The organism is Algibacter sp. Ld11 (assembly GCF_045066735.1).
GTDB lineage: Bacteria > Bacteroidota > Bacteroidia > Flavobacteriales > Flavobacteriaceae > Algibacter.
Window position 1 is genome coordinate 219,227 of sequence record NZ_JBISHH010000011.1, and the last position, 22,719, is coordinate 241,945.

Sequence of the window (22,719 nt, forward strand, 5' to 3'; positions counted from 1 at the left end):
AGATCTAAGTTTTAAAATTTAGGTATTACTTTATTTTTGGATTTTCTATTCTAAAGCCAACATCGGTTATACCGTCTAGATTGATAACACCATTTACTTTACCGCGTTCCCGCATCGCTTGGTGTATATTAACCTTATATTCGCCAGTTTCATTAAATACAAAACCTTCTTTATACCAAAGTTTATTTTCTTTTATATCGGTATAGCCTGTACCTAATAATTTCCCGCTAGGTTCGGCCATTTTATACTCAAGCGTATCTTTTTGAATTTTTCCATTCGGGTTTACCATTTCAACAATTAAAAATATATTATTGAATTTATAAGCATTTGTATTTCTAAGATTTACAAATAAATTATACGGTTGAATAGAATCGGTTAGATTTACATTAAAACGAATAACGTTTTCCCTATTCCAAGTATTTGGCACCGATTGATACTCATCGAAAATACGATTAGAGTCGCATGATGCAAACACCAATGCGATTACTAAAAAAAACAAGACCCTTTTATTCGGTAGCATTATTGTTGTTTTGCGGTTTTGGTTTTGGTTTTGGTTTTCTTTTATTATGCCTGTTTCTGTTATTCTTGCTTGGATTACTATTTGGTTTTGCAGCTGTATTCGCATTTTTCGCACCATCCGGAGTTCTTTTCTTTGGAGCTCTTTTTTGTGCTGGCTTTGCTGCAACCGCACCTTCAACTTTTCGGTTAGGATTCTTATTTTTCTGATTAGGATTTCTCCTTTTCTGATTTGGTCCTCCAGCCTTTTGATTTGGATTTGGTTTCTGATTAGAATTCTGATTTCCCTTTTGGTTCGGCTTCCTTCTATTGTTTTTACGTTTGTTATTATGTTTTGGACTATCGAAACGTGTTAAACTATCTTGACCAACTACATTTTCAAACTCCGTTTTAACATCTTCTATAACATCGGATGCGTATTCTTCTAGGCTCGCAATAGGTTCGTTCTTTTTATTCGCAGCTATAATTTCATTCGCCTGCTCAGTGGTTATTTTATGCCAATTCATCCACTCGCCTTCATAAGCATACCACATATGCCCTTTGAAAATATCTGTTTTTTGACAAACCGCTATGCCCTTTGCTGTTTTAAGCTTAATGTCTGTTTTTGGAAAACTTTTTAAAGCATCCAAATACGTATCGAGTTCGTAATTTAAACAGCATTTTAACTTCCCACATTGTCCTGCTAATTTTTGAGGATTAAGTGATAATTGTTGATAACGCGCTGCCGAAGTACTTACAGACCTAAAATCTGTTAACCAAGTAGAGCAGCACAGTTCGCGACCACAAGAACCAATACCACCAAGTCGCGAGGCTTCTTGACGGAAACCAACTTGTTTCATTTCTATTCGTGTTCTAAATTCACGAGCAAAAACTTTAATTAATTCACGAAAATCTACACGCTCTTCAGCTGTATAATAAAAAGTAGCTTTACTAGCATCGCCCTGAAATTCGATATCCGAAATTTTCATTTGAAGCTTTAAATCTATTGCAAACTGGCGTGCACGAACCTTCATCGGCTCTTCTTTATCACGGGCGGCTTGCCAAATATCAATATCTTTTTGACTTGCTTTTCTGTATATTTTTGAAATTTCAGGTGGATTTACCGAAATATTTTTGCGTTTCATTTGTACGCGTACCAATTCCCCCGAAAGGGTAACCATACCAATATCATGACCAGATTGTGCTTGTGTCGCTACAATATCACCAATACTTAGTGTTAAATTTTCGGAGTTTTTATAGTAATCCTTTCTACCGTTTTTAAAACGTACTTCCACCCAATCGAATGGTTTTTCGCCGCTTGGAAGAGACATATTTGCTAACCAATCAAATACAGTTAATTTATTGCAACTATCTGTACCACAGGTGCCATTATTTTTGCAGCCACTAGGAGAGCCGTCTTTTGTTGAGCAACTTGCGCAAGCCATATATTTTATATATTGATTCTGAATAAAACCAAAGTTTTACCAGAAGAAGGTTTATAACTATTTATTTTGAATCTTTACTTTACAGCTATTTAAATTGTGAAAGCAAGAGTATAACACGGTTGATGAAGTTTATTAATTAAACATAACTTCAAGATGTAAAGATAAGATTATTCTAAAGACTAGAAACAAAGATTTTTGCTTTAGTCGTGAATGGCAATTATCTTGGTTAATTTCAATTATTTATAATATAATTTGTTCTTCAATTTTATGAAACTAAACTTCAGTTTCCTCATTTCCATCATCTTCTTTTGGTGTTAGAATATTAGGAAAAATAATAGGCACTAAAGATTTTACTGGTGCATAAAGCATCGATTCCTCCATATTTTCTTCATCTATAAAAGTAATAGTGCTATTCATTCTATCAAAAACTATTAAAACTACACTTAAAATAACAGCAATTTTTAATGCTCCAAAAACACCACCTGCCAATTTATTAATAATGCCAAGCGCAGCAAAATCGGCCAATTTAGTTAATGCTTTTCCTGCTAAAGAAATTGCCAAAATAATAACTACAAAAGTAACAGCAAACGCCGTTATACTTACAGTCTTCTCGTCCCATTCGGTTTTAGTTTGCAAAAACTCGGCCGCAAAATCACTAAAATGTATGGCACCATAAACACCGGCAACCAAAGCAACTAAAGAAGCAACCTCAACAAAAAGTCCTTTCATAAAACCACGAACTAGACCAAATAGAATTAATGCCCCTAAAACAATATCAATAACACCCATAGTAACAATTTAATGCAAATATAAAATAAAAGAATTTACACACTAATACTGCCAATATAAACAATAACGGCAAATGGCTAACTATGTTATCTTAGAATAGCAAAAGGTTCGTTAACTTTGCTAAAAATTTCAATTTAAAAACTAAAAATGGCAAGAGACGAAGAATTAAAGGAACGCTGGAACTTGGTTGTTAAAAAACTATCTGATCAATTTGCAGATGGGGACACCTTAGATCTTGACGCTATTATTTATTTAATAGGCGTACAAGAACTCGGGCAATTGGAGCGCGCTTTTAAAAAAGACCAAAAATTAGACTTAATGCATATTGCTATTTGCAAACTATTAATGCCTTATGGATATTACCAACTCGATTTTGTAGATAAAGATGGCTGGCCGCATTACACAACTCTAGAAGCTCTGCCGCATTTAAAAGCGGGAGAACAAAGTGTTTTAATGAAAGAGGCTATTGTAAATTACTTTCTAGAAACAGAATATATATCTTAATTTATTATTCAAATTTGAATAATAAATTATGGTTAATAATATTTTTAAGGCTCTATAAATTCTATTTAGAGCCTTTTTTTATTTTCAAAACTCAAAAAGTATAGCACAAAAAAAACCCCAATTACTTTCGTAATTAGGGTTGGTTTCAGAGTTGGCCCACTAGGGCTCGAACCTAGACTCTTCTGCACCAAAAACAGACGTGTTGCCAGTTACACCATGGGCCATTCTTTATTCGAGACGGCAAATTTAGAACTTTTTTTCCTTTGTGCAAACTTTTTCAATTTTTTTTTCAATTATTTTTTTTGAACACTTAACGTTTCCTTAAAAAGTTAAGGTATTAACTATTTATTATTAAATTCGCCAAAGCAATTAATGTATAGATTTTTATGGCAAATTTTAACTTTAAAAAATGGAATACTGTTTTAGGATGGTTCTCTTTTTTAATAGCACTTATTACTTATAGCTTAACTGTTGAGCCAACGGTGAGTTTTTGGGATGCAGGAGAGTATATTTTAACCTCTTCGAAACTACAAGTTGGCCACCCACCGGGAGCGCCGTTATTTCAAATGTTAGGTGCTTTTTTCTCCATTTTCACATTTGGAAATAATGCTTTAATTGGTTGGATGATGAATATGATGAGTGCTGTTTCTAGTGCATTCACTATTCTCTTTATGTTTTGGACTATAACCATTCTATTAAAAAAACTGATTACAACAGATGGTGAGATAAACAAAAACCAAGCTTACGCCATTTTAGGCAGTGGTTTAGTTGGTAGTTTAGCCTTTACTTTCACCGATTCGTTTTGGTTTAATGCTGTAGAAACCGAAGTTTATGCAATGGCGACATTAATTATGTCGGCTTTATTCTGGCTAGGTTTACGCTGGGAACAAGATATGGATAACCCGAGAGGGAATCGATGGCTTATTTTAATTGCATTTGTTATTGGGCTTTCTTTTGGAGTTCACTTTATGGGCTTATTAACAATTCCCGCCATAGGCCTAATTTACTTTTTTAAGAATTACAAAACCGTTACTATAAAAAACTTCATTATTGCAAATATTGCTTCGGTTGGAATTTTATTATTTGTTTTTAAACTTTTAGCTCCGAACATCTTAAAAATATTTAGTGCTTTCGAAATCTTTTTTGTGAACACTATTGGCTTACCTTTTAATTCAGGATCTATTATTGCTGGCTTACTACTTGTTGGCCTTATTTTTTACGGTTTAAAATACACTCGAAAAAAGCACTTTGTACATTTAAACACTGCCATTCTTTGTTTAACCTTTGTTATCATTGGTTTTTCGACCTGGCTAATGTTGCCAATTCGTGCTAATGCCAATGTGGTAATTAATGAAAACAACCCATCGAGCGCAAGAGAATTATTGGCTTACTATAACTTAGAGCAATACCCCGAAACGCATTTGTTTTACGGCCCTCAATTTACCGATCAATACGCTTATTTAGATGAAAACAACCCGTATGTAGATGATAAACCTAAGTATGAAAAAGACAAAGAAAAAGGCGAATACGTTGTTGTAAACGATTGGAAAAAAGCAAAACAAAACTACAACTCTAAACACGCTTCTATTTTACCAAGAATGTGGAGTGCCGAGCATGCAGAAAACTATATGATGTTTTCTGGTTTTTTAGATTTTAAAGTAAAACCTGACGCACAGAATTCTTATTACAGAAGTGCCATTAATGCAGGAGCAAGCGAAGAACAAGCTAAAACATACGCATTAAACCAAATTACAAAATACAAAGCCCAACTTAATGATTTTAAAAATCAGGTAGCGCAAGGCAATGTGGATTACGAAGATTATAATAACTTCTTGAAAAAAGAAAAAAGCTTAATTGAAGTTGAAAAACCTTCACTAATTAGTAATGTAATTTACATGTTTGAATACCAATTAGGTTACATGTACTGGCGCTATTTTATGTGGAATTTTTCTGGAAGACAAGATGATATTCAAGGTCGTTACGATAATCATGGTAACTGGATAACAGGAATTAAATTTATTGACGAATGGCACTTAGGTTACTCGCAAGATAACCTACCTAGCGATGTTAAAAATAATAAAGCGAGAAATGCCTATTATATGCTTCCGCTTATTCTAGGTATTATCGGTTTATTCTTCCTTTACAATAAAGATAAAAAATTATTTTGGGTGATGCTTGTATTCTTCCTGTTTACAGGAATTGCTATCCAAGTTTATACCAACGTACGCCCGTTTGAACCACGTGAGCGCGACTACTCCGTAGTAGGATCTTATTACGTATTTGCTCTATGGATTGGTTTTGGCGTTTACGCATTGTACGATTTCTTTAAAACATATTTACCAAAACAACTTACCGCACCAATAGTTACTATAGCCTGTTTAATTCTGGTTCCTGGAATTATGGCTGCTAGCAACTGGGACGATCATGACCGCTCTGGGAAATACACCGCCAATGCTATGGCTAAAATGTATTTAGATTCTTGTGCAGAAAATGGTATTCTATTTACCATTGGGGACAACGATACATTCGCACTTTGGTACGCTCAAGAAATTGAGGGCTACAGAACCGATGTACGTGTAGTAAACACAAGTTTATTTCAAACCGATTGGTATATAGACCAAATGAAACGGAAGGCTTACGAAAGCGACCCTGTACCGTCTCAATTAACGCACGATTTATACAAATATGGCACTAACGATTATATCGTAATAGAGCCTGTAACTAAAGATACCATCGAAGTGAAGAAATTTTTAGACTTCATTGCAAGTGATAATCCTAAAACTAAATACAAATATGTTTTAGAGCAGCAAGGTGTCGATATTTCTCAAGTAAGAAGACAAGATTTAAAAGCTAGTTATTTACCAACCGAAACATTACGCCTGCCGGTAAATAAACAAAATGCATTAAACTCGGGTATTGTTAAACCGGAAGATGCAGATAAAATCGTGCCTTATATTGACCTTACAATTAAAGGCGGTGCACTATACAAAAACCGTTTACTTATGTTAGACATTGTAGCTAACAATGAATGGAATCGCCCAATCTATTTTACAGGCGGAAGCTTTGGTGACGACGATTATATTTGGATGAAAGATTACCTTCAACTTGATGGTATGTGCTACAAACTAGTACCTATTAAAACTGAGGTTGATAGATCGAACCCGTTTGATATGGGACGTGTAGATAGCGATTTAATGTATGAAAAAGTAAAAAAATGGGATTGGGGAAATAGCGGAAGTCCAGACATTTATCACGATGTTGAAACTCGTAAAAACTCAATTACATATCGGGGAAACTTAGCAAGATTAACCGAGCAATTAATTAATGAGGATAAAATAGATAAAGCTGAGGAAATAGCAGATATAGCCATGGACAACATGCCTGTTGAATATTTTGGATATTATACACTTTTAGAGCCTTATATTAGTGCTTACTACGAAGTAGGAAACAAAGAAAAAGCGCAACGTTTATTTAAAGAAGTCGCTCAAAAATATCAAGAAAACTTAGTATATTACAGTAAGTTAAAAACGGATAAACAAGAGCGTTTGTTTGAAGATATTTATACCGACATACAACGCTACAAAGGCTTAGTTGATGTTTTAATAAAATACGACATCCCTTTTGCTGAAACTGAAGGCGATATTTTTAACGATCACCTAAAAATGTTTAAATATTTTTATGGTGACAGTGATCAAGATGAATACGCTCCGGAAGAAAACCAAGATATTCCTGCAGGCGTAAGTACAGACACCATTGAACCTATAGAATAAGGCATGACCTTAACACCTATAAAAACACCATTTGTTGTAAAGAAGATGTTCCCAAATTACATTTGGGACATCTCAACAAATGAAAAAACAATCTACCTTACTTTTGATGATGGTCCAACACCCGAAATAACAAATTGGACCTTAGAAACATTAAAGAAACATAATGCTAAAGCTACGTTTTTCTGTATTGGAAATAATATTGAAAAGCATCCTGAGATTTTCCGTAACATTCTAGAAAACGGACATGCTATTGGTAACCATACCCAAAACCATGTTAAAGGCTGGAAAACTAATACAGCCAATTATTTAACTGAAGTTGATGGCGCTGAAAAACAAATTCAAAAAGAAAAACCTCAACAACATAATACAACATCTGGTACTGTTAAATTATTTCGGCCACCTTATGGCAAAATAACACCAAAACAAGGAAAACAGATTATTAAGCTTGGTTACAAAATAATAATGTGGGATATTTTATCCTTCGACTGGCAGAGGGATATAAGCGAAATTAAGTGCTTAAAAAACGTTATTTCAAAAACTAAAAGCGGAAGTATCGTTGTTTTTCATGATAGTGTAAAAGCTTCAAAAAACATGCAATACGCACTCCCAAAGGTTTTAAAACATTTTAGCGAGCAAGGTTATCAATTTAAATCGTTAACCTTTTAAGATTTAACGCCTAGTTTCAGTTTTCTTTTCCAATATATAATATATAGTGTACCGATAATAGTTGGCAACGTCCAAGCTACTATATTTCCAATACCCAAACCAGCAACAATAAAAGCTGTAATAGATGCAATTAAAGCACCTATCATTTTTCCGATATGTAATCGTAACCAAGTATTTTTAAATTTTTTAGACGCTTTATAGAATCGAAAATCTTGAATACTCATAAACAGCCCGAAACCACCAAAGAATAAAAACAAAACATTAATAGAAGAACCATTTACAAGACCATAAGTACCATTTAAAATCATTAATACCGAGAAACACACCATAAAGCCCGAAATCAATTTATCTGTCATGTCAGCTTGCTTTTTAGTTTTAAAAGTTAAGGTACGATTTCCAGCTAAAACCAGATATATGGTAAACAAACCAATTAAAAATAAAAACACATTTTCATGATTGGGCATACACGAAATTGGCAGCGAAATTAAAGAACTCACCAACATACCAATAGAAAATAATTTCCCCATTTTTTTATGCGCAGGACTTCCCTTTTTCACAATAACACTTCCAATTCCTGTAATTAATCCAAGGCCACCAAAAAAGGCATGAATGTATATCAAAATTTTAATCGCTTCTTCCATCTGTAGTTAATTAGTTTTATTACTTCAAATTTGAGATTATTCTTCAATTTACAGAATTTTTTATTTCCCAATTGTATTTTTTTGAGACTCAACTGTCAATTTTCATTAAAAACATAAAATTTTATTTCATTAGAATTCCAGAAACAAAAAAAACGGTTAAAGTTTTATTGAAATTATCAATAAAACTTTAACCGTTTAAATATTTTTAAGCTGAATAAAAACTATGTTTTCTTCACATACTTTGTAATAATTACAATTTGCGTTGGCCCAACTTTACCTTCTATAAACTCAGCATTTTCATGATCCAGTCTAATATTTCTAACAGGGGTGCCTTGTTTGGCAACCATGCTAGACCCTTTTACTTTTAAATCTTTTATTAACACTACATTATCTCCTGCTTCTAAAATAACACCATTTACATCACGATGAATAATTTTACTTGCTGCATCTTCATGCTCTCCAGTAGCTCTTGCTAAAGCCATAGCATCATCATCAAGATACATCATATCCAACAAATCTTTTGGCCAACCTTCATTTCTTAACCTTTGTAACATACGCCAAGCCATAATTTGCACAGCAACATGCTCACTCCACATACTATCGTTCAAACAACGCCAGTGGTTAGCATCCATATCTACATCGCCATTAATCTGATCTAAACAAGTTTTACAAACTAAAACATCATTCCCTACATTTTCGTTCAACGACGGCGGGATTGTATATTGATTTAAGTCTTCTTTTGAAGTACATAATTCGCAACTAGAATTGCTTCGCTCTTGTAATGTTTGTAAAACGCTCATAAGTATAAATTTAATTTTGCAATAGTACAGTAAAATAGAAGATTGAACAAATTTAGGTTTCTGTAATATTTTTATTAAATAAAAAAGGACGCAAGGTGCGCCCTCCCTTAAACTCAATTATCGTTATTTATTTTGCTAGATCATGGATAATAGTATACACATAATCACCATGGACACCAGTAAAATAAGAATTCCATGTTTTTACTTTAGCCTTATTCTCATCATTCTCCGGAAAAGCCTCCTTGTCCATATTCCAGTGACTTTCTGTCACCGTAATATACTTTACTTCTTTTTTTTCTTGTGCTCGGAGAGTTGTTGCAAAAAACAATAATAACACAACAATTGTAGCGAATAATTGATTCGTTTTTTTCATAATCTGTTAATTTTAAAGTTAATATAATGGTTAATTAATTACGACTTTAAGGCTGTATAGCCTAGATAGATTATGCTAAAATTTTGTTGGAGAGAGAGAAGCACCTAAACATACAACAAAGTGACTGAAAAACAAGTGCTTGCGAAATAATTATTTTAAAGAATTTTGCATTTTTTTACTCATGCCTTTTAAAACCATATCGTATGAATGATCGATAAGTTTATAGATAAGTTCAGGAGATAATTCTCCTTCGTGAATATAAATAGTGTTCCAATGCTTTTTACTCATATGAAAGCCCGGGCGAATACTTCCGTGTTCTGCACGTAATTCTTGGGAGTATTCTGGATCTGCTTTTAGGTTTATGGATGCTTCGCCACGCTCCCATTTTGCTAAGCCTGCCAAAACAAACATTTTCCCAAGTACTTTAAACACCAAAGTATCTTCATCAAACGGAAAGTCTTCAGTTGTCCCTTTTTTACTTAGGCAATAATTACGGAGTTGTTCAATGTTCATTGGTCTTTATTTTACGTTGAAATTTAAAAAAAACTATAACTTCATTTAAAATAAATTTGAAGACACAGAAATTATTTTATTAACTTTTTATTTGGTTCTTCAATTTTTAAAGCCGAATAATCAAGTTGCCATCCAATAGTCTCAACTATAGTTTCCATTAGCAAAATAGTTTCTAGAGCTTCTTTCTGTGCAATTTCAATAAGCCCACTTTCGGGTACCTTGGCTTGTATATGAAGTTTAGCTTCTTTATGTAAACCTGTAAGATCTGAGGCTTCAAATTTGTTAAAGATACCATCAGATTTATCGTAATAATTTAAATTTGTTTCTATCGATAAAATTTCAGGTTGCGGAAAATGTTCTAAAACAATCTTTTTATTTTCCGTATCGGCTTTTAGATCAATTTTAGCTAAATCATAACCCACATGCGCTTTGGCATTGATAATTACCAAAGCTTTTTTTCGACTGCTTACAAGTTTTAAAAAACGCTCCTTAACATCTTCATAGTGGTAAATTTCGGCAAAATCACCTTCTACTGTAATAAACTTACACACCTTTTTTATTTTGTCTAGCAATAAAACCGACTGCGCATTTACCAAGCTTTTCTTTTTAAGTGATTTGGTATAAGTTACCACACCCATTGTTGACAATATGCCGATTATTATTCCTAAAAATGCTTCCATTACTTCGTTTTTACTTTTTTGAAATCAAGTTTTGTTCCAAAAATTATTAAACTGGCTCTACCTTATACAAAATAGGCTTGCTTGGGCTAGCATCATTCTCAAAAGATGCAATTTGCAGATTTAAAAAATACTCACCATCTTCCACACTATTATCTACATAAATAAACTCTGTGATTGTAGCATCCATTCGTAATTTTCCGCCAGTATTCCAAAAGGCATTATGAGCCAAAAGCTCACCTTCATCTTGTTCTTTATCTATACTTGGTAAATCTACCAACAAATGGTTTACACCCTTTTCACGTAAATAAAGAGCTGCTTCTTCTAGTATATACGTAGGGTTTGTATTAGAATATTGACGTGACAATTTCCCTTTAGTGTTAGGTAATGTGCGTATTATTACAGCATCACGCTTTTTATTACCTAAGGCATATTGCAGCTGTTTTTTAGAAATAACAAAATCATCATTTAAACGCTCTGGCGCCACAGTAATAACCTCAGCTAAGAAGAAAAACTGCTTTAAATTTTGATTTATAGAATGAACTTCTTCGGTAATATGACCAACACATTCCGTGTGTGTACCATGAGCATGCGGATTAAAAGTAATATTATTAAAGTTAATAGCCGCACCTTCTTTAACGCTGGCAATCCATTCGCCATCTTTAGCAGGCTCAATTTTTGGGCCATCGATATACCAGGCATTAACACTGCTGCTAGAAGCCTGAATTGCAATAGAAATATCTATAGGCTTTTTTAAATCTATTTGAAGTTTTCTTGAATTATATTGAATTGTTGTTTGCATATCATCAAATATAGTTAAATCATGAATAATTCGGAAGCAATTCCGTCAACAAGAAACTTACCTTTTTGGGTTGTTTTCAAAATTTGGCTACTCGCGTTACTTTTTAAATCGGTATCGAATTTACCCTGAGCTATTTGCTCATTTTTATTAGAAATAATCAATAAATCTTCTTTTATAAATTTATCTGAATATTTTTTTATATGCTGAAGAAAAACGTCTCCAAATTCAGCCTCAATTCTTTTAAATGAAACCCCCCAAATGGTTCTCAAACCCGTCATCACGTATTCATTAAATTGATCTTCTTTAGTAAGAATTTCTATAGTATTAGGCAATTCGCTGATTTGAATAGCCTGAATATATTTAGAATTGTTTGCAACATGCCAACTGCGCTCATTTCCATAAAAAGAATGTGCAGAAGGCCCAATACCTAAATACGGTTTACCCTGCCAATAACTCGTGTTATGTTTAGAGAAATAATTAGGTTTCCCGAAGTTTGAAATTTCATAATGCACAAAACCATTCGCTTCCGTTTTCTCTACTAAATGATTAAAATGCTCTAACGCTAAAGCCTCGTCTATTGGAGGATAACTCCCATTTTTAACAAAAGTATCTAAGGCCGTTTTTGGCTCTACAGTTAAGGCATAGCTAGAAATATGATTAATTCCAAAATTTAGGGCGATTTCTAGATTTTCGTTCCATTTCTGTAAACTCATATTTGGAATACCGTAAATTAAATCGATGGTTATATTATCGAAATACTTGGTTGCTTCTTCCAAACAGCGAAAAGCTTCATCTTTATTGTGAGCCCTATTCATACTTTTTAAATCTTCTTCAAAAAAAGATTGAATACCAATACTTAGTCGGTTTATTGGGCTTTTTGAAAGTTTTAGAATTATTTCAGCTGATAAATCGTCTGGATTGGCCTCTAATGTAATTTCTGGATTGGTTACAACTTTGTAATTCTTATAAACCGTATCTATTAAAAGTTGAATCTCTTCCGTAGATAATAAACTTGGTGTACCACCTCCAAAATAAATAGTTTCAACCGTAATATTTTCAAATTTATTTTTTCTTAATTCCAATTCTTTTACTAAGCATTGAATTAATTCATCCTTCTTTTTTAATGAAGTTGAAAAATGAAAATCGCAGTAAAAACAAGCTTGTTTACAAAACGGAATATGGATATATATAGCGCCTGCTGCCTGTTCCAATATCTCGGAACATTCACTTTTTTGAGTTTTATTTATATGTAACACTCTATTTTTTTTGAGTTCCTTTGGTTACGCGCGTTGCATTCTGCTTTACAAAAGCATCCCAACCGGTGTAACTTTTGCCAATTTCTACCCGCCCAGAATTATAAAAATGGCAAACAGCTGCCGCTAAGCCATCGGTAGAATCGAGATTTTTGGGTAATGTTTTTAAGCCTAACAGACTTTGCAGCATTTTAGCAACTTGCTCCTTACTGGCGTTACCGTTACCAGTAATAGCCATTTTAATTTTTTTAGGCAAATATTCTGTAATAGGTATTTCGCGACTTAAACCTGCAGCCATTGCAACACCTTGGGCCCGACCAAGTTTAAGCATACTTTGTACATTTTTACCAAAAAAAGGTGCCTCAATAGCTATTTCGTCTGGGTTATGGGTATCAATAAGTTCTATAGTGCGCTCAAAAATGAGTTTTAATTTTAAATAGTGATCGCTATATTTTTTTAAATCCAACTCGTTCATTTGCAAGAACTGCATATTTTTACCAACCACTTTTATAAGTCCGAAACCCATAATGGTTGTACCTGGATCAATGCCTAAAATTATTCTTTCTTTCTTCATTGCCCACAATATTTACAACCACTTAGCGAAATAGACGCCCCAACGGTTATGGTTAATAAATTTCCATTAAACGAGCCAAAACCATCGTTAATAGGATTAAATTCCTTACCAAAACCTAGAATATAAGAGGTGTCTAAATATAACGACAACTTATCTGAAACTCCATAATGAAATTCCAGACCTGCCATAGCGTTTAAATACGTAGTTTTATTGTCGCCGTAATTACCCAAAGGTTTTATCATGGAAATACCTGGACCTGCATGTGCAAATACACCTATATTATTATATAAACCCAAAAGGTTGGACGCATTATAAACCAACTGTGCATTTACGCGTGTATAGTTGGTTTTAAACTCTACGGAGTTTTCTGCACTTGAAAACCGGTTGTATCCTAAATCTAACTTAGCACCAATTAAAGGCTTAAACATATATTGCAACCCTAGATTAATAGTTGGAAAATTAACGCCGTTCGCCTCAAAACCATCTACAAAACCACTGTTAGACGGGCTATTTACCCCCAAAGCAAATTGTGCCTTAAAGGTGCTTGTATCACTTTGTGCAAAGCTTAAATATGAAAATGAAACACAAACTAAAATAAATAGTTTATGTTTATTAATTTTAAAAAAAAGAGCCATGTAATAATATTAATTTAATTTGCAATTTATTCTTCCAAAAAGGTATTTAAAAACAAACGCGATTTGCCAAACCTCAATGGAAGACTATTTTAATTGAATGCGACCACACAAAACTAAACAATTCTTTTTTGTACTCATTAAATTGAGCATAGTTGTTGTTGCATTTTATTTTATATATGAGAAATTAGCCTACAACAGTGAACTTAGTTTTTCCAGTTTTACTTCATTTTTGTCTGCAAACACTATTCTATCTATTGCAAACATATTTGTTTTACTTCTTTTAAGTGGTTTCAACTGGTTTTTCGAAATAGTAAAATGGAAAATTTTAATTTCAACTATAAAAAAAACAACTCTAAACCAAGCCTTAAAACAAACTTTAGCATCATTAACCGCCTCGATAATAACACCAAATCGTATTGGAGAATATGGAGCTAAAGCTATGTTTTACCTTCCAGAATTACGCAAACGCGTTATGCTTACAAACCTGCTAGGTAACTTACAGCAAATGAGTATTACCACTATTTTTGGAGTTATTGGCTTGTTTACTTTTATTAGCAGATACCATTTAGAAACACATTATTTTCGACTCGCAACTACCATTCTACTAGGCACACTTATTGTTAGCCTTATTGTTTACGGATTAGCACAATATGATATAGGTTTTAATGTATTATTTCTACAAAAACTAAAAGCCTTCACTACTCAATTTCAAAAAAAGGAATTATATATTGGTTTCACCTTATCTGTTATTCGGTATGCTCTTTTTTCATTTCAATTTTACTTTCTATTACAAATATTTAAAATCGAAATTGGATACTTCAATAGCATGATGGCCATTACCTCTATGCACCTACTAATGTCTATTATTCCTACAATTTTTATATTAGATGTTGTGATAAAAGGTAGCGTAGCCGTATATTTGTTTGAATTTTTAGGCGTAAATGAATTGGTAATTCTAAGTACAATAACCATGATGTGGATTCTCAATTCTGTAATACCAAGTGCTATTGGAAGCTATTTTGTGTTCCAATTTAAAATGCCGAAACCCCAATTAAACTCATGATTTTTTTAAGTATTTCTATTAGTTTAATTTATCTTATTTTAATATGGCGGTTTGCGTATGGTTTTAATAAAACTCCACTTTTTAAATTAAAAAACCTACCAAACACTACAAAATTTTCAATTTTAATCCCTTTTAGGAATGAAGCTGAAAACTTGCCTGTCCTTTTAAACTCGATAGAAAACCTAAACTACCCAAAAGATCTTTTTGAAATTATTTTTATTGACGACGAATCTACAGATACCTCTATCGAAATTATTACATCTTTTTTTAATGAGAAAGCACAAAATACCAAAATAATCCCTAATAACCGATTAACACATTCCCCTAAAAAAGACGCCATTACTGCGGCTATAATTATAGCTCAGCATGAATGGATTATTACCACTGACGCTGATTGTTCTTTGCCAAAATATTGGCTTGATAGTTTTGATGAATTTATTCAATCTACAAAAACAAAATGCATTGCTGCTCCTGTAACTTACCATATTGAACCAAGTTTTTTAAACGGGTTTCAAACTTTAGATATTTTAAGTTTACAAGGTACCACCATAGGTAGTTTTGGTATTAATAAACCATTTTTATGTAACGGTGCTAATTTCGCTTATACAAAAGCGCTCTTTAAAACAATTAACGGTTTTGAAGGCAATACAGATATTGCAAGTGGTGACGATGTTTTTATGTTAGAAAAAGTTGCTAAAAACTACTCTAGTGATCTTCATTATCTAAAATGTGAGCACGCTATAGTAAAAACAAATGCGCAAACTACTTGGCATAGTTTAATAGAGCAGCGATTAAGATGGGCCTCTAAAACTAGTGCTTACAAAAATAATTTCGGCAAACTTACTGGGCTTATTGTTCTACTAATGAATGTTTTAACACTATCTGCAATATTACTTTTAATGATAGGATGCTTCCCTTTGAAAACACTGTTTTATATTCTAGTTATTAAATTCAATATCGATTTTTATCTGATAAGTAAAACAGCTGCCTTTTTTAATCAAAGAAAAGTTTTTGAAAGCTATATACCTTCTTTTTTTATCTATCCGTTTTTTAGCGTGTATGTTGCTTTCTTATCCATTTTTAAAACCTACAAATGGAAAGGCCGAAGCTTTAAAAAATAAAACACCCATTTTCAAATTTGATATTGATTGGTAAACCCTTACTGGATATCGATAATAATAGGCAACTGAAATTCAGTTTTAACTTGCTGCCCTCTTTTAGTAGCAGGAAAAACAGGTGGTAATTGCTCTAAACTCTTGTAAAGTAATGCTTCTATCTCTGGAATTTCATGTCGAGTTATTGAATCTATTTTGGTGTTAATCAGTTTTAAATCACCCAATTCCGAAACACGAAAACTTAAAATAATAGTATCACTAACATCCTTAGTAACCACAATTCTTTCTTGTTTTAAATACTCCCAAATATGTAAGGTTAAAACATGCTCAAAACAAGACTTTCTATCCGTTTTGGTTTCCACGGAATCGCACGCCGAAAAACTAGGATAGGCATCAACATCATTCCAATTGAAGGTTTGTAGCTCTTCTTTTAAAATGGCTTCAGATGATGTTTTTTTCACATTAAAATACTCACAAGAGCAGAGCATTAAAACAGATAGAAAAACACAAATTTGCTTCATAGATTAAAACTAAAGCCGAAAAGTACGATTTTTTTACTTTTTAAACTCTTTTTGTTCAAAATAAGGCACTTAAAAGCATAATTGAGCACTTTATTTTTCAAAAAACAAAGCAAAATAAAAACCGAAGCTTTCACTTCGGTTTAAAAATATCATTTCTTAAATATAAATTAAACTACTATTCCTGTATTTGAAAAACTATAGGCAACGAATACGGTACATTTACTTTTTTCCCTCCTTGTTCTCCAGGAATCATTTTTGGTAATAATTTAATAACTCGAATAGCCTCTGCAGATAAATCTGGATGTGGTGCTCTAGATCTAACATCTACAACTTCTCCTTCATTATTTATCTTGAAAATAACATTAATACGTTGCCTTCCAGTAAGCCCTAAACTATCAGCTATTTTTGTGTTAAAGTTATTAGCAACTAAGGTTTGAACTCCCTTGGACATACACGCTTTTTTGTCTGCATTATCTCCTAATTCTTCGCAACCAGGAAACACAGGAACCTGATCTATAATTCCGAAAGGGATTTCGACATCATTTAAAACATCAGCGAAAAACGGATCATTTAGGCCGTCTTCACTCGTTAAAATCAATAAACCTTTTAAGGCTTTAGATTCCGCTTCGCTTACTTCTCCTTGAGCTTGAATTTGATACAAAACATTTGCTATTTCTTCAGTTAACTCTGTTTCGTCTTTCTTTGCTATGAATTCTTGAATTTCTTCAACAAGTGCACCGCTCAGCGTAGAACCTTTCACCGTCTTCAATAAAAGATCGAGTCCCTTTTCTTCTAGATTACTAATATTACCTTGCCGCTGTATTAAATATTTGACTTCTTTAACCGTTTTAATTAACTCTGTATCTTCGCTAATTTCTGAATTAATTAAATTTGGAACTTCTTTTTCCTCACTATTATCTGCGCATGAGGTGTAAACCAGCATACCCAAAACCATAGGAATTAGTAACGCGTATTTAAATAAATGAACTTGTTTTGATTTTGATTTTTGTAACATAACGATTCGTTTTTTGATTAATGATTGATTAAAAAATGGATTGATGAATGATATTTTTTTCGTGTCGAAAACCTGAGCTAATAAGTTTTGATAATAGTTTAACTTACCTTCTATTTTAATTGCTTCGGCATCGGCTATAAACTCGTGTAGCTCTGCTATTCTATTTTGATAAATATAAATTAACGGATTGAACCAAAACAGAACGCGCAATAGCTCAAAACACACTAAATCTAAACTATGCCAATGTTTTACATGCACAAATTCATGTTTTAAAATAATTTCTTTTTCTTCCTGGCTAAGGCTTTCACCTAAAAAAATGTATTTGAAAAATGAGAATGAGGCACTACTTTTTAAAAGTCTGACTATAATAAAATGCTTTTTACGCTCCTTAGGGCTTAACCTAATTAGCATTAACAATTTGCTCAACTTGTAGATAAGTAATAAAACAACTACCCCAACGCCTAAAAAAAATATGACCTCTAAAAAAGAAAATCCGGAAACTAAATTTATTTGACTGAGACCTTCTTCTTTTATATTTGCTGGCATTTGCCCCAACATAACAGCAGGTAACCGAATGATATAGTTTTCGGGCACCACATTTTTAAAACTAGCTATTTTTACTAAAGGAAGTACAAAAGACATTAATGCCGTAATTATTAAATAGAACCTGTTCCAATTAAAAAAAGTTTCTTTCTTTAAGAATACATCGTAAATCAGTAAAAAGAACACCTGAAAAGCTATAGTTTGAATAATGTAATGTATCATGATTTCTCCTTTTTATTAATCTCGCTTAGCACCGATTCTAGCTCATTTAAACTGATATCATTTTTCTTCATAAAGAAGGACACCATACTTTTAAATGATCCATGAAAGTAATTATCCACTAACTTATTTATAGATTGGTTACTATAATCTTGTTGTTGCATTAACGGAAAATACACATGACCTTTCCCTTCTTTTTCATAATCAACAAAACCTTTACTTTCTAAAATACGAACAATAGTAGACACCGTATTATAAGCGGGTTTAGGCTCAGGAAACTCTTCAATAATAGCTTTTACATTGGCTTTTCCGAGTTGCCACAGTATTTGCATAATATCTTCCTCTGCTTTAGTAAGTTGTTTCATTTATATAGAAATTATTTATTCAACTAAAAACTTAGTTCTACAAATATAACTAAATATTTAGTTCAAACTAATTTTTTAGTTTAAAAATGTAACATTTAACATGGTATTTCGTCTTATTATTATAAAACATAACACTTTATATGGATATTATTTTAATTATTATTGCCACTTTTTTTATACTATTAGGTATTATTGGGAGCTTTTTACCTGTTTTACCCGGACCAATAACCAGTTGGTTTGGACTTTTAATAGCACATTTTACGGATGCTGTACCCATGAATAAATCTTTTCTAATTATAACATTGCTTATTGCGATTGCCATTTGGGTGCTCGATTATATTATTCCCGCTATTGGCACAAAACGTTTTGGCGGAACTAAATATGGAGTAATAGGTACAACGGTAGGCCTTATTGTAGGCTTATTTGCTCCTATTCCAGGAGGAATTATTATTGGTCCTTTTTTTGGAGCCTTAATTGGAGAACTTATAAATAAAAATGATACTAAAACGGCAACAAAAGCGGCATTTGGATCGTTTATCGGTTTTTTAACCTCAACGTTTATAAAATTTCTTGTTGCTGTTATCTATTTAGGTCTTTTTATTGGAATACTTATAGATTACGGAAGTGCTATTTTTACTTACTAAACTATTAAACAGAAGAAACCCTGTGGGTCTCTCACCTCCACAGGGTTTATGTAAATTGCTATTATCAACAAAAAAATTGAGGGATTAATTAATTTTCGAAGTGTTGATGTATCAAAGATAAAAAGATTTTTTCTTTTCAAACTGCGGGAAACCCGTAACAGTCTTACTGATAAATAACACAAATGAAGTATAGTGCTACTTTCGGGAATAAAAAAAATATTTTTTTTTACTAAAAAACTTATAAATTTAACATTATTGTAAGAAAAACTATACAAAACCTTTTTTCCTAGCTTCATTCAGTAACGTCTCATCCTGACCATCTTGCACATCAAAAATGTCTCGTAACTGACGTTTACGCTTTTCTACTGCACTTAATGAAATATCTAAGTGCGACGCTAAGTTTTTAGTTTTCACACCTTGCGATAGTAAATGGAGTATTTTTCGGTTCTTATCATCAATAACAATGTCACTAACAATTGATTTTCTAATATGGTTGTTAACGGTACCACTATAAAAAGGTGGATTATTAATTACAGCTTGAAAAGCACTAGCTAATTCACTTGACGTTAAATCACTTTTTATTAGAAAGCCCTCAGGATCTATAGTTTTTATAATATTATGTATTCTAAAAGATTCATTGAACATAGTTAGAATAATAATTTTAGCATTAGGTATAACTTTTCTAGCGTATTCCGCTAAATCTTCTCCAGAACTCATAACACCATCATTAGAAGGTGGTATACTAATATCCACAAATAGTACATTGTAAGGTAAATTGCTAGATACGGCCTGATCCATATATTTAATGGCTTCGTCGCAATTATTTGCAATATCAATTTCTAATTCTTGATTCTCTTTTTTAGTAAAAAGCAATGTATTTTGATACCCTTCAATAATCATAGGGTGATCATCGATCATTAATATTTTTAATTTTTCAATCATTTTTTTTGGTTAGATCATTGGTACTTCAATCATTACAGTTGTTCCTTGATTTTTAATTGAAGTTATTTTTAGTATGCCGTTAATTTCGTTAATCCTTGAATTCATGTTTTTTAAACCAATACCAGACCTTGCTTTCTCCACATCGTAACCTGAGCCATCGTCTATAATTGACAAGCAAATTACGTCATTTTTTAATTTTAAACTAATATTTACATATTCTGCATTGGCATGTTTGTAAATATTATGTAATGTTTCTTGTATAATTCTATAAACGTGTATTTTCTTTTTATTATTAACATCGTCCCAGCTTATGGATTCATCGTGCTGTAAATTATACTTTAAACCGTAAGCCAACGTTTGGGTTTCTACGAGTGTTTTAATAATATCTATAAATCCAGATCCCGAGACAAAATCTGTATTTAACTCGTGAGATACTTTTCTAATTTCGTCTTCAATAGTTTTTAATTCAGATATATATAAATCTCTTGATTTAACGGCTTGATCGCTATGGTTCCTATTCAAACTGTCTAAACTTAAACGCGTACCAAATAACCGACCTAAAACACCATCGTGTAGTTCTTGAGAAATGCGTTTTTTTTCTAAATCTCTCGCTTCTTCAATGCTTTCATTTTGAGAAAGCATGAGATTATAAATTTCTTCGTTTGTTTCTTGTTGCTTTTGAACAAATTTTAATTCAATATTATTATTTCGTTGGGTGATTACGAGATATAATAGAAAGGAAGATATCACGATGACTACCGAAATAATAAACAACCACATACGCTCTTTGGTTAGCTGTATATTTTCCTTTTCTTTTTGACCTGTTTCAAAACGAATTCTTGCAAATTTATTACGGATACTGCGTTCATTTTTTTGTAAGCTGTCGCTTAGTTTAATGTACTCATTAAAATGCTGAACGGCAATATGATCATCTTCTATTTTAGATAGTAAAAGCAAAGATTTTAATAAATCATCGGTATAATATTTTTCCGATATATTTTTTGCTTTATACGCGTAATATCTCGCTGAATCAGTATTTCTGAGATTATCGTAGTAGTACTCCGCTAAATGCTGGTTTATAATTATGGAATTATAGTCATCTTTATTTACCTTATCGCTAACTTTAAGCGCTTTATGATATAAACCTGGAAGTTCTTTTAAATTATTGGAAAGAAATAGTGTATGTGCGTAATTATCGAGTACTAAAGAGAATATACTCGGGCGTTCTGTAATTAATTTTTTATTTGATAAAATTTCACTGTAAAAATTAAGCGCTAGATTATACTGCTTATTTTTTTTGTAAGTATTAGCAAGGTTATTTTTAGTGACATCGATACTACTTTTAATATTTAGTCTATTCTTTAGCTCAAGCGCTTTTTTATTATATTTTATTGATTGTTCAAACTCATCTAATTCTTTAAAAACAATTCCTAAATTGTTATAAATATAAGACTTGGTTTCTATAACCGAACGAGTTTCGTAAAGAGGCTCTAACAAACTAATAGCTTCAAAACAGGCGACCTCGCTACCTATAAAATCTTTTTCATTTTTTAATATTACAGCTATGCCGTAAATAGTACGTGCTAATTTAAAATCGCTTCCTAAATTAATATATATTTTTTCTGCCTTATGATAATAATAGTAAGCACTATCGGCATAAGGCGTACTCTTTCTAAACCTATCTGCAATTAAATAATGTGCATCTGCGATTAAAGAAGAATCTTGCTCTTTGTAGTTAAAAATAGTTTTCTTTAGAGAATCTATTACTCTAAAAGCATCTTCCTGTTGACAAAAAGAAAGATTACAGACAAACACTATTACAAATATACTAAGTCTCAACAGTACCACATTTTGGGATTATTCCAAATGTATTATTATTTTTTTAGTTGATTAAATTTTTTCCTATTATTCGTCGATGTCACCACCTGTGAATTCGTCAATATCTCCGCCAGTATCTGTGTTCTCGGTTTGATTTCCTGCTAATACGCTATCATCATTTAAATCTTGCTCTGTGCATGATGTAAATACTGTTACTAATAAGGCTAATATGAATGTGATTTTTAATGCTTTCATTATTTTGTGTGTTTAAAGTGAATTGTTTCGCTATTTGTTTGTTATCTATTCGTCGATGTCGCCGCCTGTGAATTCATCAATATCTCCGCCTGTATCTGTGTTCTCGGTTTGATTTCCTGCTAATACGCTATCATCGTTTAAGTCTTGCTCTGTGCATGATGTAAATACTGTTACTAATAAGGCTAATATGAATGTGATTTTTAATGCTTTCATTATTCTGTGTTTTTAATGTGAATTGTTTCGCTATTTGTTTGTTATCTATTCGTCGATGTCGCCGCCTGT

At 32.3% G+C, this 22,719-nt stretch carries 25 protein-coding genes and 1 tRNA gene; 6 read left to right on the forward strand and 20 right to left on the reverse strand.

Annotated features, from left to right (window positions below):
* Positions 1–25: 25 nt before the first annotated feature.
* The 3 genes from ACJJV4_RS06385 to ACJJV4_RS06395 all read right to left on the reverse strand — a co-directional run bounded on the left by ACJJV4_RS06385 (position 26) and on the right by ACJJV4_RS06395 (position 2,729).
* Positions 26–520 carry a gliding motility lipoprotein GldH gene (locus ACJJV4_RS06385; RefSeq protein WP_405292629.1) on the reverse strand — a complete coding sequence of 165 codons (495 nt, stop codon included), beginning with the start codon at positions 518–520 and terminating at the stop codon, positions 26–28.
* Positions 507–1,940: a stage 0 sporulation family protein gene (locus tag ACJJV4_RS06390; RefSeq protein WP_405292630.1), complete on the reverse strand. Its 1,434-nt coding sequence runs from the start codon at positions 1,938–1,940 to the stop codon at positions 507–509. The genes ACJJV4_RS06385 and ACJJV4_RS06390 overlap by 14 nt, the downstream gene beginning before the upstream one ends.
* A 273-nt stretch (positions 1,941–2,213) precedes the next feature.
* Complete coding sequence (locus ACJJV4_RS06395) at positions 2,214–2,729, reverse strand: CvpA family protein (protein ID WP_405292631.1); 516 nt, start codon at positions 2,727–2,729, stop codon at positions 2,214–2,216.
* Positions 2,730–2,876: 147 nt separating this feature from the next.
* Between ACJJV4_RS06395 and ACJJV4_RS06400 the strand changes: the two genes are divergently transcribed.
* Complete coding sequence (locus tag ACJJV4_RS06400; RefSeq protein ID WP_405292632.1) at positions 2,877–3,233, forward strand: hypothetical protein; 357 nt, start codon at positions 2,877–2,879, stop codon at positions 3,231–3,233.
* 151 nt (positions 3,234–3,384) lie between these two features.
* Here ACJJV4_RS06400 and ACJJV4_RS06405 read toward each other — a convergent pair.
* Positions 3,385–3,457: transfer RNA gene (locus tag ACJJV4_RS06405), tRNA-Gln, on the reverse strand.
* A gap of 162 nt (positions 3,458–3,619) precedes the next feature.
* On the opposite strand from ACJJV4_RS06405, the gene ACJJV4_RS06410 reads away from it, so the two are divergent.
* Both ACJJV4_RS06410 and ACJJV4_RS06415 read left to right on the forward strand, forming a co-directional pair.
* Positions 3,620–7,003 (forward strand): DUF2723 domain-containing protein, encoded by a 3,384-nt coding sequence (locus ACJJV4_RS06410; RefSeq protein WP_405292633.1) that lies wholly within the window; start codon positions 3,620–3,622, stop codon positions 7,001–7,003.
* Positions 7,004–7,006: 3 nt separating this feature from the next.
* Entirely contained in the window at positions 7,007–7,669 is a 663-nt protein-coding gene (locus ACJJV4_RS06415) for a polysaccharide deacetylase family protein (protein ID WP_405292634.1), read from the forward strand.
* On the opposite strand, the gene ACJJV4_RS06420 is transcribed toward ACJJV4_RS06415, so the two are convergent.
* From ACJJV4_RS06420 to ACJJV4_RS06460, 9 genes are all read right to left on the reverse strand, one after another.
* Entirely contained in the window at positions 7,666–8,310 is a 645-nt protein-coding gene (locus ACJJV4_RS06420) for a hypothetical protein (RefSeq protein ID WP_405292635.1), read from the reverse strand. The two genes, ACJJV4_RS06415 and ACJJV4_RS06420, sit on opposite strands and share 4 nt — an antisense overlap.
* A gap of 221 nt (positions 8,311–8,531) precedes the next feature.
* The gene (locus ACJJV4_RS06425; protein WP_405292636.1) at positions 8,532–9,110 is read right to left on the reverse strand and encodes a PhnA domain-containing protein; all 579 of its coding nucleotides are present in this window, start codon (positions 9,108–9,110) and stop codon (positions 8,532–8,534) included.
* A 127-nt stretch (positions 9,111–9,237) separates the two neighbouring features.
* Entirely contained in the window at positions 9,238–9,483 is a 246-nt protein-coding gene (locus tag ACJJV4_RS06430) for a hypothetical protein (protein WP_405292637.1), read from the reverse strand.
* Positions 9,484–9,633: 150 nt separating this feature from the next.
* Positions 9,634–9,996, reverse strand: a complete 363-nt coding sequence (locus ACJJV4_RS06435) for an MmcQ/YjbR family DNA-binding protein (protein WP_405292638.1) — start codon at positions 9,994–9,996, stop codon at positions 9,634–9,636.
* A gap of 71 nt (positions 9,997–10,067) precedes the next feature.
* Positions 10,068–10,676 (reverse strand): DUF4230 domain-containing protein, encoded by a 609-nt coding sequence (locus tag ACJJV4_RS06440; protein ID WP_405292639.1) that lies wholly within the window; start codon positions 10,674–10,676, stop codon positions 10,068–10,070.
* Between the two features lie 46 nt (positions 10,677–10,722).
* A complete protein-coding gene (locus ACJJV4_RS06445; RefSeq protein ID WP_405292640.1) occupies positions 10,723–11,475 on the reverse strand; it encodes a cyclase family protein in 753 nt (250 codons plus the stop codon).
* A gap of 14 nt (positions 11,476–11,489) precedes the next feature.
* Positions 11,490–12,722, reverse strand: coding sequence for a radical SAM family heme chaperone HemW (gene hemW / locus ACJJV4_RS06450; RefSeq protein WP_405292657.1), 1,233 nt, complete (start codon positions 12,720–12,722; stop codon positions 11,490–11,492).
* Positions 12,723–12,732: 10 nt separating this feature from the next.
* A complete protein-coding gene (gene ruvC / locus ACJJV4_RS06455; RefSeq protein WP_405292641.1) occupies positions 12,733–13,302 on the reverse strand; it encodes a crossover junction endodeoxyribonuclease RuvC in 570 nt (189 codons plus the stop codon).
* Positions 13,299–13,937 carry an outer membrane beta-barrel protein gene (locus ACJJV4_RS06460; protein WP_405292642.1) on the reverse strand — a complete coding sequence of 213 codons (639 nt, stop codon included), beginning with the start codon at positions 13,935–13,937 and terminating at the stop codon, positions 13,299–13,301. The genes ruvC and ACJJV4_RS06460 overlap by 4 nt, the downstream gene beginning before the upstream one ends.
* 142 nt (positions 13,938–14,079) lie before the next feature.
* Here ACJJV4_RS06460 and ACJJV4_RS06465 point away from each other — a divergent pair, with 142 nt between their 5' ends.
* A complete protein-coding gene (locus ACJJV4_RS06465; protein ID WP_405292643.1) occupies positions 14,080–15,000 on the forward strand; it encodes a hypothetical protein in 921 nt (306 codons plus the stop codon).
* Positions 14,997–16,121 carry a glycosyltransferase gene (locus ACJJV4_RS06470; RefSeq protein WP_405292644.1) on the forward strand — a complete coding sequence of 375 codons (1,125 nt, stop codon included), beginning with the start codon at positions 14,997–14,999 and terminating at the stop codon, positions 16,119–16,121. Before ACJJV4_RS06465 ends, ACJJV4_RS06470 begins: the two co-directional genes overlap by 4 nt.
* A 38-nt stretch (positions 16,122–16,159) precedes the next feature.
* On the opposite strand, the gene ACJJV4_RS06475 is transcribed toward ACJJV4_RS06470, so the two are convergent.
* The 3 genes from ACJJV4_RS06475 to ACJJV4_RS06485 form a co-directional block, all read right to left on the reverse strand.
* On the reverse strand, positions 16,160–16,636 hold the full coding sequence (locus ACJJV4_RS06475) for a hypothetical protein (RefSeq protein WP_405292645.1): 477 nt from the start codon (positions 16,634–16,636) through the stop codon (positions 16,160–16,162).
* Positions 16,637–16,811: 175 nt separating this feature from the next.
* On the reverse strand, positions 16,812–18,416 hold the full coding sequence (locus ACJJV4_RS06480) for a M56 family metallopeptidase (RefSeq protein WP_405292646.1): 1,605 nt from the start codon (positions 18,414–18,416) through the stop codon (positions 16,812–16,814).
* On the reverse strand, positions 18,413–18,778 hold the full coding sequence (locus ACJJV4_RS06485; protein ID WP_405292647.1) for a BlaI/MecI/CopY family transcriptional regulator: 366 nt from the start codon (positions 18,776–18,778) through the stop codon (positions 18,413–18,415). Before ACJJV4_RS06485 ends, ACJJV4_RS06480 begins: the two co-directional genes overlap by 4 nt.
* Positions 18,779–18,918: 140 nt before the next feature.
* Between ACJJV4_RS06485 and ACJJV4_RS06490 the strand changes: the two genes are divergently transcribed.
* Positions 18,919–19,422, forward strand: coding sequence for a DUF456 domain-containing protein (locus ACJJV4_RS06490; protein ID WP_405292648.1), 504 nt, complete (start codon positions 18,919–18,921; stop codon positions 19,420–19,422).
* A gap of 267 nt (positions 19,423–19,689) precedes the next feature.
* Here the strand turns inward: ACJJV4_RS06490 and ACJJV4_RS06495 are convergent, their stop codons facing one another.
* From ACJJV4_RS06495 to ACJJV4_RS06510, 4 genes are all read right to left on the reverse strand, one after another.
* On the reverse strand, positions 19,690–20,364 hold the full coding sequence (locus ACJJV4_RS06495) for a response regulator (RefSeq protein WP_405292649.1): 675 nt from the start codon (positions 20,362–20,364) through the stop codon (positions 19,690–19,692).
* A gap of 9 nt (positions 20,365–20,373) precedes the next feature.
* Positions 20,374–22,203 carry an ATP-binding protein gene (locus ACJJV4_RS06500; protein WP_405292650.1) on the reverse strand — a complete coding sequence of 610 codons (1,830 nt, stop codon included), beginning with the start codon at positions 22,201–22,203 and terminating at the stop codon, positions 20,374–20,376.
* A 66-nt stretch (positions 22,204–22,269) separates the two neighbouring features.
* Positions 22,270–22,437, reverse strand: a complete 168-nt coding sequence (locus ACJJV4_RS06505) for a hypothetical protein (RefSeq protein ID WP_405292651.1) — start codon at positions 22,435–22,437, stop codon at positions 22,270–22,272.
* 45 nt (positions 22,438–22,482) lie between these two features.
* Positions 22,483–22,650, reverse strand: a complete 168-nt coding sequence (locus ACJJV4_RS06510) for a hypothetical protein (protein ID WP_405292651.1) — start codon at positions 22,648–22,650, stop codon at positions 22,483–22,485.
* Positions 22,651–22,719: the final 69 nt, after the last annotated feature.